The organism is Parerythrobacter lutipelagi (assembly GCF_005434975.1).
Taxonomy (GTDB): Bacteria; Pseudomonadota; Alphaproteobacteria; order Sphingomonadales; family Sphingomonadaceae; genus Parerythrobacter_A; species Parerythrobacter_A lutipelagi.
In genome coordinates this window covers 285,105-299,470 of the sequence record NZ_SKCJ01000001.1, presented here as the reverse complement: position 1 = coordinate 299,470, position 14,366 = coordinate 285,105, and the positions used below count along the sequence as shown (strand labels likewise).

15 protein-coding genes are annotated in these 14,366 nt (G+C 60.6%); 4 read left to right on the top strand and 11 right to left on the bottom strand.

What is annotated here, in order from left to right:
- Positions 1-137 precede the first annotated feature (137 nt).
- The 6 genes from tdh to E0502_RS01485 form a co-directional block, all read right to left on the bottom strand.
- Positions 138-1,196: an L-threonine 3-dehydrogenase gene (gene tdh, locus E0502_RS01510; protein WP_240048812.1), complete on the bottom strand. Its 1,059-nt coding sequence runs from the start codon at positions 1,194-1,196 to the stop codon at positions 138-140.
- Positions 1,193-2,395: a glycine C-acetyltransferase gene (locus E0502_RS01505; RefSeq protein WP_137676215.1), complete on the bottom strand. Its 1,203-nt coding sequence runs from the start codon at positions 2,393-2,395 to the stop codon at positions 1,193-1,195. Before E0502_RS01505 ends, tdh begins: the two co-directional genes overlap by 4 nt.
- An 88-nt stretch (positions 2,396-2,483) precedes the next feature.
- A complete protein-coding gene (locus E0502_RS01500) occupies positions 2,484-3,008 on the bottom strand; it encodes a DUF421 domain-containing protein (protein WP_137676214.1) in 525 nt (174 codons plus the stop codon).
- Entirely contained in the window at positions 3,005-4,627 is a 1,623-nt protein-coding gene (locus E0502_RS01495; RefSeq protein WP_137676213.1) for an FAD-dependent oxidoreductase, read from the bottom strand. The genes E0502_RS01500 and E0502_RS01495 overlap by 4 nt, the downstream gene beginning before the upstream one ends.
- Positions 4,627-6,489, bottom strand: coding sequence for a DUF885 domain-containing protein (locus E0502_RS01490; protein WP_137676212.1), 1,863 nt, complete (start codon positions 6,487-6,489; stop codon positions 4,627-4,629). The genes E0502_RS01495 and E0502_RS01490 overlap by 1 nt, the downstream gene beginning before the upstream one ends.
- A 96-nt stretch (positions 6,490-6,585) precedes the next feature.
- Positions 6,586-6,945, bottom strand: coding sequence for a DUF3597 domain-containing protein (locus tag E0502_RS01485; protein ID WP_137676211.1), 360 nt, complete (start codon positions 6,943-6,945; stop codon positions 6,586-6,588).
- 108 nt (positions 6,946-7,053) lie between these two features.
- On the opposite strand from E0502_RS01485, the gene E0502_RS01480 reads away from it, so the two are divergent.
- Complete coding sequence (locus E0502_RS01480; RefSeq protein ID WP_137676210.1) at positions 7,054-7,272, top strand: hypothetical protein; 219 nt, start codon at positions 7,054-7,056, stop codon at positions 7,270-7,272.
- Between the two features lie 19 nt (positions 7,273-7,291).
- Here the strand turns inward: E0502_RS01480 and E0502_RS01475 are convergent, their stop codons facing one another.
- Positions 7,292-7,981 carry an energy transducer TonB gene (locus E0502_RS01475; RefSeq protein WP_137676209.1) on the bottom strand — a complete coding sequence of 230 codons (690 nt, stop codon included), beginning with the start codon at positions 7,979-7,981 and terminating at the stop codon, positions 7,292-7,294.
- Positions 7,982-8,235: 254 nt separating this feature from the next.
- On the bottom strand, positions 8,236-8,892 hold the full coding sequence (locus E0502_RS01470; protein ID WP_137676208.1) for an alpha/beta hydrolase: 657 nt from the start codon (positions 8,890-8,892) through the stop codon (positions 8,236-8,238).
- A gap of 178 nt (positions 8,893-9,070) precedes the next feature.
- Between E0502_RS01470 and E0502_RS01465 the strand changes: the two genes are divergently transcribed.
- From E0502_RS01465 to E0502_RS01455, 3 genes are read left to right on the top strand one after another with little or no spacing between them, the layout of a single operon-like run.
- Positions 9,071-10,063, top strand: a complete 993-nt coding sequence (locus tag E0502_RS01465; protein ID WP_240048811.1) for a cysteine desulfurase family protein — start codon at positions 9,071-9,073, stop codon at positions 10,061-10,063.
- Complete coding sequence (locus E0502_RS01460; protein WP_137677473.1) at positions 10,060-11,136, top strand: cysteine desulfurase family protein; 1,077 nt, start codon at positions 10,060-10,062, stop codon at positions 11,134-11,136. Before E0502_RS01465 ends, E0502_RS01460 begins: the two co-directional genes overlap by 4 nt.
- Positions 11,133-11,468: a 2Fe-2S iron-sulfur cluster-binding protein gene (locus E0502_RS01455; protein ID WP_137676206.1), complete on the top strand. Its 336-nt coding sequence runs from the start codon at positions 11,133-11,135 to the stop codon at positions 11,466-11,468. The genes E0502_RS01460 and E0502_RS01455 overlap by 4 nt, the downstream gene beginning before the upstream one ends.
- Here the strand turns inward: E0502_RS01455 and E0502_RS01450 are convergent.
- The 3 genes from E0502_RS01450 to E0502_RS01440 form a co-directional block, all read right to left on the bottom strand.
- On the bottom strand, positions 11,465-12,499 hold the full coding sequence (locus tag E0502_RS01450) for a DUF4349 domain-containing protein (protein WP_137676205.1): 1,035 nt from the start codon (positions 12,497-12,499) through the stop codon (positions 11,465-11,467). The two genes, E0502_RS01455 and E0502_RS01450, sit on opposite strands and share 4 nt — an antisense overlap.
- A gap of 207 nt (positions 12,500-12,706) precedes the next feature.
- Positions 12,707-13,675, bottom strand: a complete 969-nt coding sequence (locus tag E0502_RS01445) for a DUF4349 domain-containing protein (protein WP_137676204.1) — start codon at positions 13,673-13,675, stop codon at positions 12,707-12,709.
- 130 nt (positions 13,676-13,805) lie between these two features.
- The gene (locus E0502_RS01440; RefSeq protein WP_137676203.1) at positions 13,806-14,345 is read right to left on the bottom strand and encodes a type 1 glutamine amidotransferase domain-containing protein; all 540 of its coding nucleotides are present in this window, start codon (positions 14,343-14,345) and stop codon (positions 13,806-13,808) included.
- Between the last annotated feature and the right edge of the window lie 21 nt (positions 14,346-14,366).

Genomic DNA, 14,366 nt, shown 5'->3' with positions numbered 1-14,366 from the left:
TATCGTCCTGCGCCCGGATGATCGTGCGCTGAAGATTCTCACCCGAATGTGTCACCCTGTAGGAAACAGGAAAGTCACATTATTTCAGTTGCTTGGAAAACCCAACAGGGTGACACGTGTCAACTTCGTGTGCCAGGTCAGGCTGCTGTCCAGTCGAGGATGACCTTGCCCGATTTGCCGCTGCGCATCACGTCGAAGCCTTGCTGGAAATCCTTGTAGCCGAACCGGTGCGTGATGAGCTTGCTGACGTCGAGGCCCGAGCCGAGCATGGCGAGCATCTTGTACCATGTCTCGAACATTTCGCGCCCGTAGATCGTCTTGATGGTCAGCGCCTTGAACACGATCCGGCTCCACTCGATCTCGGTCTTGCCGCCCGGATAGCCGAGCATCGCGACCTTGCCGCCCATCACCATATTGTCGATGATCTGGTCGAGCGCGGTTGGCGCGCCGGACATTTCCATCGCCACGTCGAAGCCTTCTTTCATGCCGAGTTTCTCGCGCACTTCGCGCAGTGATTCCTCCGCCACATTGACCGGAGTGCAGTCTGAAATCTGGGTTGCCAGGTCGAGCCGGTGCGGATTGATATCCGTTATGACAACGTGCCGCGCGCCGACATGGCGGGCGACAGCCGCGGCCATGATACCGATCGGTCCCGCGCCGGAAATCAGGACATCTTCTCCGATCAGGTCGAACGCGAGCGCAGTGTGGACCGCATTGCCCAGCGGATCGAGGATCGCGGCAGTGTCCATATCGACATGATCGGGCAGGGCGATGACATTGAACGCCGGGATGCAGAGGTATTCGCCGAATGCGCCGGGCCGATTGACGCCGACGCCCTGTGTGTCGGGATCGAGATGGAAATGCCCGGCGCGAACAGCGCGGCTTTTCTCGCCGACCAGATGGCCTTCACCCGAAACCCGCTGACCGATCTTCAGCGGGCGGCTGACATTGCTGCCGATGGCTGCGATTTCGCCGCCGAATTCATGGCCGACAATCATCGGCACGGGGATGGTACGCTGCGCCCACTCATCCCAGTTGTAGATGTGGATATCGGTGCCGCAGATTGCAGTGCGGTGCACGCGGATCAGCACTTCGTCCGGGCCGGGGGTCGGGATGTCGGACCGTTGCAGCCAGATTCCTTCCTCGGGTTTCGCCTTGACGAGCGAGTCCATCGTTCCAGCGGTTTCGGTGGTCATGAAACAACTCCAAGCTTGCGGCCGACCCGGGTGAAGGCATCGACTGTGAAATCGATCTGGTCGAAGGTGTGGGCGGCGCTCATCTGCGTGCGGATGCGCGCTGCGCCGCGCGGGACAACGGGGAACGAGAAACCGGTCACAAACACGCCTTCATCGAGCAGGGCGGCAGCCATATCACCGGCCAGCTTGGCATCGCCCAGCATGACCGGAATGATCGGATGCTCGCCCGGAATGAGATCGAAGCCAGCCTCTGTCATGCCTTTGCGGAAGCGCTCGGCGTTGGCTTTTAGCTGCTCGCGCAGGCCATTGTCGCCCAGCATTTCGAACATGCGCAGGCTTGCCCCGACCAGGCCGGGCGCGAGCGCGTTGGAGAACAGGTAGGGTCGCGCGCGCTGGCGCAGCAGGTCGATGACTTCCTGCCTGGCGCAGATAAAACCGCCCATGCCGCCGCCGAGCGCCTTGCCCAGCGTGCTGGTCAGGATATCGATCCTGCCTTCGACGCCGCGATATTCAGGACTGCCGCGACCGTTGGTGCCCATGAAGCCGGATGCGTGACAATCATCGACCATCACCAGCGCGCCATACTTCTCGGCGAGGTCGCAGATCCCTTCGAGATCGGCGATGATGCCGTCCATCGAGAACACGCCGTCGGTCACGATCAGCGTGGTGCGCGCGCCATCGGTCTTGGCCGCTTTGAGCTGTTCTTCCAGCTCGGACATATCGTTGTTGGCGTAGCGATAACGCTTCGCCTTGCACAGGCGTACCCCGTCGATGATCGAAGCGTGGTTGAGGGAATCCGAAATGATTGCATCTTCTGGCCCGAGCAGCGGCTCGAACACCGCGCCGTTGGCATCGAAACAGGCGGCAAAGGTGATCGAATCTTCGAACCCGAAGAAGTCTGCGATCTTGCGTTCCAGCGTCCGGTGCAGGTCGAGCGTGCCGCAGATGAAGCGGACCGAAGCCATCCCGAAGCCGTATTCCGCGTTGGTATCGGCGGAAGCGCGCGAGAGCTCTTCATTGTCGGCCAGCCCGAGGTAATTGTTGGCGCAGAAATTGAGCGCCTCGACTGTCCCGCCATCGGTTTTGACTGTGATCTTTGCACCCTGCGGCGAGGTGATCAGCCGTTCGGGTTTCCACAGGCCCTGGTCCTTGATTTCGTGAAGCGTGTCCGAAATGCGGGCGTAAAATTCGTTACTCATGAAACCAACTGCTCCTTCATGCTGCCCTTTGGCGCATAACCGACCAGAAATCCATGGGCGTGCTCGTGCGTTCCCGAGAGTTGCTTTCTCAGCCGGATTTGCTGCGCACGTTCTCGATCAGGCGATCGTCGAGCTTGCCGCCGTGCAACACCGAAACATCACCTGTCGTTTCGAGCACAACCGCGCGAACCTCGTCCAAATGCAGCACATTGGCTTCGCGCAATTTGGCAATCACATCGGATTTGGTGACGCGCTCATCCTTCATCGCCTGGTCGCAGAATTCGCCGTCTCTCATCAGCAGGATCGGTTCATTCTGCATGACATCTTCGGCCAGGTCGGAGGCCTTGCGTAACTTTGCTGCGATAAACTGCAAGATGAAGAGACCGATCATTCCTGCCAACACCTGCCAGAAGCCGGACCATTTGGTGGCTTGCGCCCCGCCGGCAACCAGCGAACCCAGCGCGACCGTCATTACAAAGTCGAAATTGGTCATCTTGGACAATGATCGCAGCCCGATAACCCTGATGAAGATGACCACCAGCGCGAGCGCAAACATGCCCAGCAAAGCCCCGCGTGCAACCGCGTCGAGAAAAGGCTGGTCGGCAAATATCATGTGTTTTCTTTCATTTGTGCAACATGTGTCCAGATCCGGCTGACCACGACAGAGCCTTCACCGACTGCACTTGCGACCCGCTTGACCGAGCCGGAGCGGACATCGCCGACAGCGAAAATCCCGTCGCAGGACGTCTCGTAGGGTGACGGGCGTTCCACTGCATCACCGGTCAGTACGAAGCCGCGTGGATCGGTATCGACGAGGCCCGCTACCCATCCAGTGTTGGGTTCCGCCCCGATCATGATGAACAGCGCAGAGCAATCGATTTTCCGTTCGCCATCAGTGGCTTTCAACGTCACGCCTTGCAAATGATCTTCACCGTGCAGCGACGATACTTCGGAGTTGTAATGGATGGTGATCGCCTCATCCGCTTCCAGCCGTTCGGTCAAATAACTCGACATCGAATCGGCGAGGCTGTCTCCGCGCACCACGATATGCACATGTTTTGCCATGCGGCTGATATACATTGCCGCCTGTCCGGCAGAGTTGCCGCCCCCGACAATGACCGCCTCGGTGTTGCTGCAATAGCGGGCTTCCATATCGGTCGCAGCATAGAAAATGCCGGTGCCTTCGAGATCTTCCAGACGGTCCAGCGGCAATCGCTTGTACTGCACTCCGGTGGCCACCAGGATAGTGCGCGCGCAAACCTGATCGCCATCGTCCAGCGTAATGCAGAATGTCCCGTCGTCGCTGCGTGACAAGCTTTCGGCCCGGCGCGGCATGGCGAAGCGGGTGCCGAATTTCATCGCCTGTATCTGCCCGCGAAAAACCAGGTCCGCGCCGCTGATTCCGGTCGGGAAGCCCATGTAGTTTTCGATCCGGCTGCTGGTGCCGGCCTGTCCGCCGATTGCCGTGTCCTCGACCACCAGCGCATCGAGCCCTTCCGCGCCGCAATAGACTGCAGCTGCGACTCCTGCAGGTCCGCCGCCGACGATCAGCACATCGACCGTATCGGCGGTGCAGATATCGAGGTCGAGATTGAGGTATTGCGCGACCTTGCGCGGTGTCGGTGCATCAAGCACGTTGTCCTGCCCGATCAGCACCGATGGCGAATGGTCGGCCAGATTGCACACTTCCACAGTTTCGCTGTCGCTGCCATCCAGATCGTAGCTCTGGAACGGGATACGGTTGCGGCTAAGGAAGCGTTCGACCTCCTGAACGGCTGCATCGCGATCGGCGCCGATCAACTTGATCGAGCTGTTCTTGAGTTCGAACTGGCGCCGACGCCGCGCAGCGAACACGGTTATCACATGATCGGACAATTCCGGCACGCGCGACATCAGTTCCAGCATACGCTCGCGCGGCGCTTCCAGCGTCCTGGTCGGCTTGCAAGCGCGCATCGGCAGGAAATACGACGACCGGTTGAGAAAGCCGATCTCCCCCATGAACTGGGTCGGGCCGAGCGATGCATCCAGCAAACGTTCGCCTGTATCAGGATCGACCACCTCGATTTCGCCTTCGAGGACATAGACGAAGGCGTCGATCGGATCGCCGGTTTCGACGACCATTTCTCCTTCCTCGTAGCTGCGCTCTTCGGAAATCCGGCGGATCGCCTCGACATGCGCGTCCGCCAGCGGAACACGCTTCATGGTTTCGAGATCATCGCCCAGTTGTTCCATCAGCTGGACGCGCGTTCGATGTAGCGCCCGACATTCTTCGCCAGAACATCCATCGGCGCATTGCCGCCAAGAATTACAGCATCATTGAAAGCCTTGAAATCATATGCGCTGCCGAGCGCCGCCTGCGCGCGCTTGCGCTGGTCGACGATCCGGCTGTGACCGAGCTTGTATCCGGTCGCCTGCCCCGGCCAGCTGCAATAGCGATCGACTTCGCTCGCCACTTCTCCGGCCTTCGAGCCATTGCGCTCGACGAAGAAATTGACTGCTTGCTGGCGGGTCCAGCCTTTGGAATGCAGCCCCGTGTCGACGACCATGCGGCACGCGCGGAAAGCGAGGCTTTGCAAATAGCCGAGCCGGCCGACCTTGAAGTCGTCATAGGCGCCGAGTTCGTCCGCCATTTGCTCGCCATACAGCGCCCAGCCCTCGGAAAACGGATTGAAGGCGAGGATCGAACGGATCAGCGGCAGACGATTGGAATATTCGCCTTCCCACACATGGCCCGGAATGGTCTCGTGATAGGTCAGATCTGCAAGGTCGTATTTGCGGTGCAAATCCGTCGAACGCAGGTTGATGAGAAAGCGTCCGGGTATTGTTCCATCCTTGCTTCCGGCGCCGCCATAGGCACCGGGTGCCCCGGCTTCTTCAGCGATTGGAATGCGGACCACTTCGAGGTTCGGATCGACCAGCGTGTTGAAAGCCCGCGGCATCTGAGCCTTTATCCAGTCGATACGCTCATCGATGAAGGCAAAGATTTCGGCACGGCCTTTGTCGCCTTCGGAAAACTGGTAGCGCGGGTCTGCTCCGAGCGCCTGCATGCGTTCGCCGACCGAGCCGCTGGTATAGCCGATTTCGCGCAGGATCGGGTCCATCCTGCCATGCAGGGCTTCCAGTTCCTCCAGCCCTTGACGATGAATTTCATCGGCCGTGAGGTCGGTGGTGGTGCTGGACCGCAAGGCCCATTGGTACCACTCTTCGCCATAGGGGCGTTCGCGCATGCCGGGATCACCGGTTGCGACAGTGCGCTGCGCTTTGAGTTCCTCCAACTGCCGCTGGAGTGCGGCGATCACTGGACCCGTTTCCATCTCTAACACGGCTTCTATCGGCGGATTTGAAAGATTGGCGGCAGCAGCCTTCTCGCCAAACACCGAAGTAAACAGTTCGCCTTTTTGCGCGCTTTCCATAGTCAGTTCGAGCTGCGGGATCGCCTTGTCGATCAGAAAATCGGGCGGTACGACTCCCATCGCGCGCGCTTCCTGCATACGGGTGAGCTCACCATCGAGCACGCCAGGGAACTGTCCGATACGCGAAAGAAATGCATCGGCATCGTCGCTGTCACGGATCGGATGGTCCATCCCCATAAACCGTGCGACACCAAGATAAGCGCCGACATTCTGAATCACGACGTACGGCGCCGTGCGCCAGTTACCTACCGGTGTATCGCCATAGGGCAGTGCGAAACCATCAAGCGCGAGCTGGTATCCGCTTTCCACGACCTCCATGTTGGTCAGTGTGTCGGTGTTCAGGCCATCCCGCGGATAGGCCTGGATTCGGGCGAGATCCTTGCGCAGGGTTGCAGCATAAGCCTGCTGGCCCTCGGGCGACTGGTCTTCCAGCTGCCCGCGCAGGTTCGCATGGGTACCGGTGTCGACCCCCAATGCCGTCGCACGTTCTGGCTCGTGAGCCAGCAGGTTGTAGCCGACGAAATCGAGCAGGCGGTTTGCGCCCACCTGATTTGCGGCAACCGTATCGGGTGCGAGCGGGATGGTGCGCTGCGTGATGCATCCCGTCAGCGCGAGCGAAGTGGTTGCACCGAAGCCTGCGAGGACTTGGCGGCGGGTGATGTCGAATGTGTGTGAAGTCATGCGCCGTGTCTGGCGCGGGACCGGCTGCAAGTCAAAGCCGGAAACAAAAAGGACGGACCCGAAAGCCCGCCCGTTCATTGTGCTATGTCTTAGTGGTCAGTCGAGAAACTCCGGCGGGACACGGCCGCCATTTTTGGCCAGTTCCTGCATGGTTTTCTTGTGCAGCCAGATATTCTCTTCAGCCGAACCGGAATAGTTCGTGTCGCCCAGTTCGCCGGCCAGTTCCTTGCGATTGGCGAAACTGGAATCCACGCCAATCAGCTTCATCAGATCGACAATCGAGGTCCGCCAGTTGAGCTTGTCTGCCCCGTCCATCGCATCCAGCCGCGCAGCGACGTCGACTTCGGAGACGGGCTTAGGCGCCGAATCGTTGGCTGATGGAATATTGATCTTCGGTGCTTCGGCTTCCTTTTTCTCGCCGAAAATTGCTTTCTTGATACTGCTGAAAATTCCCATGTGTCCGCTCCTAGTTTGTGACTTCTGCTAACCCAACGGGCCTGAGCCCCAATTGTTTCAGCATAAAGCCTCTTTCGCGCAGCGCTTGTAACGAATAGTCACATCGGCATGGATCTGGTTCTCTCTCTGGTCGTCATCGCCGTGCTGGTATTGCTAGCGGCGGCATTCTTCGCATGGCGGCGCGGCGCGCGTCAGCAGGCTGTGCTAATGGTTGTCCTTGCGCTGGTGGGGGTCTTGAACGTTCTGATCTGGACCGTGCCCGATGCCACGGGGACTTCGCCGGTCGACAGGATCGACGAAGCGAAGCCCTCAGGTACTACGGGCTGATAGGCGCCCTGTGGCGGCGTCAGTCGGGCAATTCCCAGCGCACGGAATTGCTGTAGCTGCCGGGAGTCTTCATGCCCTTGCCATCGCGCGCAGCGGTAAACCGGGCGCGCTGTTTGACCAATCGGCAGGTCGCATCATCAAGCACGCTGTGTCCGCTTGACCGGGTGACCCGGCAATCGGTCACTCTCCCTTGCGCGCTGACCTGAAGCGAGAAGCCGACCACGCCCTGATATTCCCGGCGGATCCAGCTGCTTTTGTAGTCGGCGTTGGTGACCCATTCGCCCGGGTTGTTGCTGGCCTTGGCGATGATCGGGTCGAACTTCGGCTCTTGTGTCGGCGTCGGTTTGGGAAAAGGATCGACGAGTTCCGCCCCTATCGGATCGGGGTCGACGACGAAGTCGTTCGGGTCGGCCATTATGTCCGAGGTGCTGACATCGACATTGCTGTCGAATTCGAACGGGCGGTCAGGCACATAAATATCCTGCTGCATCTGCTTGTCGTCCTTTGTCACCTCCGGCTCGTCCGTCGGTGGAGGCGGCGGCAGCTCGACTTCGACATCGTATCCCGGCAACGGCTTGTCTTCCATCAATTCAGGAATGACGGTGCTCAAACCGGTCACCACGATGGCACCCAAAGCGGCATGGATCGCAACCACCCCGGCAATTCCTGCTGCGCGGCTGCCCGATCCTTTCTGGTCCACATAGGCCATGACATGCTCTCCTTGTGTTGCGCCGACTTACGTGACGCTTCGATAAAGATAATGTTACAACATATCATTAAGCGCAAGGTGTTTCGCGTGGCGATTTGCCACCTATAGGCCACGCGCGGCGATGATCGGGGTGATCCAATCGAATGCCGATCCGCACGGACAGACAGGAGCGAGCTCAGGCTCCCCGCAGTCTAGCGAAGGGATTTTAGCGCCGAGAATACACCCGCAGATGCGGGCGGGTGAGCGAAGTCAGCTCACTTGATCGGGCAGGCCGGGTCGAGACGGAAATCGAGGTAATTGTCGACCGAACCCATCAGTTCTTCGATTTCATTCTCGAAGAAGTGGTTGGCGCGGGGAATTTCCTCGTGGTGGATCGTGATGTGTTTCTGCGTGCGCAGCTTCTCGACCAGCTTCTGGACAGCGCTGGGCTGGACAACCGTATCTGCTGCACCCTGCACGAAAATGCCGCTGGCGGGGCAGGGCGCGAGGAAACTGAAATCGTACATATTGGCCGGGGCCGCGACGGAGATGAAGCCGCGGACCTCGGGACGGCGCATCAGCAACTGCATGCCGATGAGCGCGCCGAAGCTGACTCCGGCAACCCAGGTGACCTGTGCTTCTTCATGAATAGACTGGACCCAGTCGAGTGCGGCTGCGGCATCGGACAGTTCGCCGATCCCGTTGTCGAAGCTGCCCTGACTGCGCCCCACACCGCGAAAGTTGAACCGCAGGGTGGCAAAGCCGCGATCGACGAAGGTCTGATACAGACGCTGCGTAATCCGCTCGTTCATCGTGCCGCCGCCTTGCGGGTGCGGGTGAAGGATCATCGCAACCGGAGCGCGCGGGCGCGGTGGCGGAGAGAAACGACCTTCGAGGCGGCCTTCGGGGCCGGGGAAAATCACTGTAGGCATGGGCGTGAACCTGTCCGGAAAGAAAAGCGCGCGGGTGGCGCGAGTTATGTTGCGGGCTATATAGTGTGTGTTCGCCAATTCGCAATCGCGCTAACCATCACCGGAAACTGCCATTTCACCCCGCATATACCTCGACCACGCGGCAACGACGCCGATCCGGCCCGAAGCGCTCGCCGCGATGCAGGAGGGATTCCGCATCTGGGCCAATCCGAGCAGCCCTCATGCCGAGGGTCGCAAGGCGAAAGCGGCGCTGGAAGATGCGCGGACCCGGGTGAAGGCAGCGCTTGGTTGGGATGGCGAGATAATTTTTACCAGCGGCGCAAGCGAGGCGCTATGGATTGCGCTCAACCGGGCAAAGGCAAATCGCCGGATCGTCAGCACGGTGGAGCATGACGCAGTGTTTCGTGCTGCGCCGGATGCGGAGATCATGCCGCATGGCGATGGCCCTCTGGTCAGCACAGCCAATCTGAGGGACGCATTGGGAGGCGGCGGAAAGGCGGTCGTTGCGGTCCAGCATATGAATTCGGAAACCGGCGTCATGCAGCCGCTGTTCGAGCTTGCTCCGCTTGTCCGTGAGGCAGGGGGCATTTTGCTGTCCGACTGTTCGCAGAGCGCCGGGAAGCATAAACTGCCGGACGCGGACATGATTGTCATCTCCGCGCACAAGTTCGGCGGCCCGATCGGGATCGGTGCGCTGCTCGTTCGTAAATTCGACATGCTTGAGCCTGGCGGCGGGCATGAGCGCGGCTATCGTCAAGGAACCGAAAATTTACCGGCCGCGATGGGAATGGCAGCGGCTATTGAAAAATGGCGACCGGAAGCAGCGCAACCGATCAGCGCGGTGGGCGACACGCTGACCGAACTGGCTGATCTGGTACGGGAGCGCGGCGGGCAAGTGGTGAATGGTGGAGGGATGACCTCGATGTTTATCACCGCGATTGCCCACCCGACCCTCAGCGCTCAGGCTCAGCTGATCCGGCTCGATGCGATGGGTTTCGCGGTTTCTGCCGGCAGCGCCTGTTCTTCCGGTACGCTCAAGAAAAGCCGCGTGCTTGACGCATTCGGCGTTTCGGACGAAGTCGCGTCCCGCACCGTCCGGGTTAGCGTCGGCTGGAATACGACAGCGGACGAGCTGGAGCAATTTAAGGACGCATGGATATCGCTGACATGATCTACCTCGATTACCAGGCCACCACCCCGCTCGCGCCCGAAGCGCGCGATGCCATGCTCCGCTGGCTCGACGGGCCGGACGGCACCGGCTTCGGCAATCCGCACAGCCCGCACCGCATGGGGAGACAGGCGGCTGCTGCGATCGAGCTGGCGCGTGATCAGGTCGCGGCCTTGCTGCCGCCCGGCGGTAAGGTTCATTTCACCGGCAACGCCTGCGAAGCGATCAATCTCGCCATGCGCGGCTCTGGTGGTGAAGGGGGCACAGTCGCCCTGTCGGCGATCGAACACGCCGCAGTGTACGAGACCGCGCGGCTGATCGGCCCGTGGCATGAACTGACGGTCGATGACGCGGGCCTGTGCGATCCTGCGCAGGATTTTCCGCCGGACACCCGCATGGTCTGTATGATGCAGGTCAATAACGAGATCGGCGCGATCCAGCCGACCATCGAATGGCATCGCCGGGCGAAAGCAGCGGGCGCGCTGTTCCTGACAGACGCTGTGCAGTCAGCCGGCAAGATGGCTGTCACCGGCGCCGATTTCATCGCCATCAGCGCGCACAAACTGCATGGACCGAAGGGTATCGGAGCGCTGTGGATCAGGGATGGGCTCACGCTCGATCCGCAGGTCACCGGCGGAATGCAGGAAGGCGTGCGTTCCGGAACGCTGTCACCCGCCCTGTGTGCCGGATTTGGCGCAGCGGCCAAGCTCGCGAAAGAGAGGCAGCCGCAGGACAAGGCGCATATCGAACAGCTCTGGAACCGCGCCCGCGAGCTGTTTTCCGGCTGGACGATCAACGGCGGTGCAGATGCGCGCTGGCACGGAAACTTGAACATCCGCCGGGAAGGGCTCGACGTGAACCGCCTGATGAGTGAATGTCGCAATGTGATGTTCTCAGCCGGTAGCGCCTGCGCCAGCGGTTCCGGCAAGACCAGCCACGTGCTGAAAGCCATCGGGCTGACCGACCAGCAGGCAAAAAACTCCATTCGTGTGGGTTTCGGACGCTACACGACGATGGAAGAGCTTGAGCAAGGCGCGAATGCGATCAACGCGGCTGCGGAGGCGCAGGGCCTGTGAGCGTCAAGGTGTCTTTCGTTTCGGAGAAGGGCGAACGGATCGCGGCCGAGGGCGAGCCGGGCATCGCTCTGCTTGAAGTTGCACAGAGTGCCGGGATGCCGCTCGAGGGCACCTGCGAAGGTCAGATGGCTTGTTCAACCTGCCACGTGATCGTCTCGCCCGAATGGTTCGAGAGGCTGCCCGAAGCGAGCGAGGAAGAAGAAGACATGCTCGACCTCGCAGCCGGGGTTCAGCGCACCAGCCGCCTGAGCTGCCAGATCGTGCTGACGGAAGATTTGCAGGGTCTCGAAGTCAGCATTCCGCCGGAAAGCCGCGATATGAGCGGGCTCTAGACGGGAACCTCGTCGATCGATGATCCGAGATTTTGCGCAAGACCGCGGCCCGGGTGGCCCAGCTTGCGCCATGCGAAGTATACTAGCCAAGCGAGCAGTCCGAATGGCAGTAATACGGTCAGGAGCCGGATTAGCCCGCCGATGATTGCGGCAAGCGTGCCGCCCGCGTCGCTGAAGGCTTCGCTGATCGGGTTGCCGCCTTCGCTTGATTGCGCCGCTGCCTGTCCTGCCGAATAATCGATGTAAAGCTGCGCGAACTCGACGCGGCCGCGCATTTCGGACAGCCAGCTGCGCGCCTGGTCGATTTCCTCGTTGACCTGCGCGACGCCGCGTTCGGCCTCGACCAGTTCGGTCACCGTGCCGCGGCGGTTGCGCAGCACTTCCATCAACCGGTCGCGCAGCACGATCCGCGCACGCAGCCGTGCTTCGGTGTCGACAATCTTCTTCGATAGGTCCTCGCCATCGATTGAGGATGAGACCAACTCTGCCGAGGCTCCCTCGGCGCTCCTCGTCAGGTCCTTACCGAACGCGCGCGCGATGGGGGATGCGACCGCGAGCTGCAGCCTCCCTTTGGCATAGCCGTTCTCACCTTCGGTCTGCTCCATTGCGATTATGCGGCAGACATCGAGGCCGCGCGTCTCGCACATGTCGGCATGGCGTTCCTGCAGCGGTTTGATCTGTTCGCCTGCCAAGCGGAAGCCGTAGCCGAAGCGGTAGGCGATCTTGGGGCCTGTCGTCGGATCAATCGCGCCGCCGGTCTCGATATCACCGAGCGCTTCTGCTGCTGTCGCCACATCTCCAGAGCCTAGTTCAGGAGCGGGCGGGGCAAAGGCCGAAGAAGCAGGCTCGGCCAACGCAGCACGTGGTGCAGCTTCATAGGCCATGTCCGTTGCAGGCGGTTCCTGCACATTCACCGAAGTCATCCGTTCGACGACCTGTTGCTCCGTTTCTCCTCGGAACGCCTCAGTCCACCCAAAGGCAAGTAGTCCGAGAGACGCAACGCTGCTTACGGCCAGGATTTTGTAGTTCATGCCTCTCTCCCCTTGTCATACAAGAGCCGGTTAGCACAGTAAATGGTATGTGACAACATAACATAACATGCGTAGAGCATTGTGGGATCGGATACTCTTCAACTGGTCCACAATGATCGCGAAGGGGTGCCGTCCGGAGATATAGCGAGTGGGGCACCCCTTCGCGGGTCGCCTGCCGGGGAGGAAAGCGCAGGCGACCGGTAAGTGTCAGGCTTCGGCCGCGGCGGCGTCTGTCCTGAATCGGCGGCTGAGCGCGCGCCCGCCAAACACCACGCCAAGGATGGGCAGAGCGGCCGCACCGAGCACGATCAGCGTGGCGATCACCCAGCCGAGGATAGAGCCAAGCGAACCCAGCGCGCCCTGTATCGGCGAGAGGAAATCGCCTGCGGGTGCCGTGCCGGTTTCATAGGTGATGTTCATCCGCGTGAAGGCGACGCGGGTCTTCATTTCTTCGACCCAGCTGCGCGCCTGGTCGATCTCCTGGTTGACCTGTGCCACGCTGCGTTCGGCCTCGACCAGTTCGGCCACCCTACCCTTGCGGGTCCTGAGCACTTCGAGCAGCCGGTCGCGCAGCACCGTGCGGGCACGCAGGCGCGCCTCGGTATCGACGATCTGTTTCGACAGATCCTCGCCATCGATCGAATGGCTGGCCTGTTCGCCGTCGAGCATTTCCGCTTCGGGGGTCAGCTGCGCGCCAAATGTGCGCGCCTTGTTTGCCGCCACCGCCAATTGCAGCGTGCCCCGGGCATATTCGCCCTCATCGCCGGAGTGATCCATCGCGAGAATACGGCAGGTGTAGGGGCCCTGCTGCTCGCACAGATCGGCGTGTTCCTGCTGGAGCTTGGCGATATTCTCGCCCGGCAGACTGAAACCGTAATTGTAGACATAGGCGATCTTGGGAACCGACAGCGGTATATCGAGATCGGGGATCTGCGATCCGATGGGGCCGGCCACCGCTTCAGCCGCGTCGGCATCGCCGCTTGCGGTCACGTCGGACGCTTCCATCGCCGCATCGGTCGTGGCGTAATCGGCCTCGGCGGAAGCCTCTTCGTAGTGCGCTTCCTCGCTGTTGTCGGAGCAGGCGGTGAGCAAGGCTCCCGCGGCCACCGCAGCGATCAATCCGGCACGAAACCCTTTATTCGCGCCCGGTGCTCCTCTTGCTTCAGTGTGCCTCATTTCAGCCTCCTTCTTGCCATAATTTAGCCACAATTGGGCGAGGCGTGCCACATTCGTCAAGCGCAAAATGCAAAAAGCCCCGCCGCATCGCTGCGGCAGGGCCAGTTAACTGCTTGTTTTTGTATGCTTATCAGGCGGCCTTTTTCATCGTCCCGCCGAGCCGTGAAATGAGCGCCTGCGAGAACGCGGGGATGTCATCCGGATTGCGACTCGTGATCAGAATGCCATCTTCGGCCACTTCCTGATCGACCACATTTGCACCAGCATTGGTCAGATCGGTGCGGATGGACGGCCATGCGGTCACGGTCTTGCCGTCGACCAGGCCCGCCTCTGCAAGCAACCATGGCGCGTGGCAGATTGCCGCAATCGGCTTCCCGGCCTTGCCGAATTCGCTGACGATTTCGATCGCACGATCGTTCATGCGCAGAATGTCCGGGTTCATCTGACCGCCCGGAAGCAGCAGCGCGTCGTAATCGCCCACGGCAACTTCGTCGACGGTGATGTCCACCTTGACACTATCGCCCCAGTTCTGGTCTTTCCAGCCCTTGATCTCGCCATCTTCCAGACTGGCGACGGTGGTGTCGATCCCGGCCTGTTCGAGGTTGGTTTTGGGATCCATCAGTTCTGACTGTTCGAAGCCGTCGGTTGCGAGAATGAGTACGCGTGTCATGTTGTATATCCTTGTAAGTGT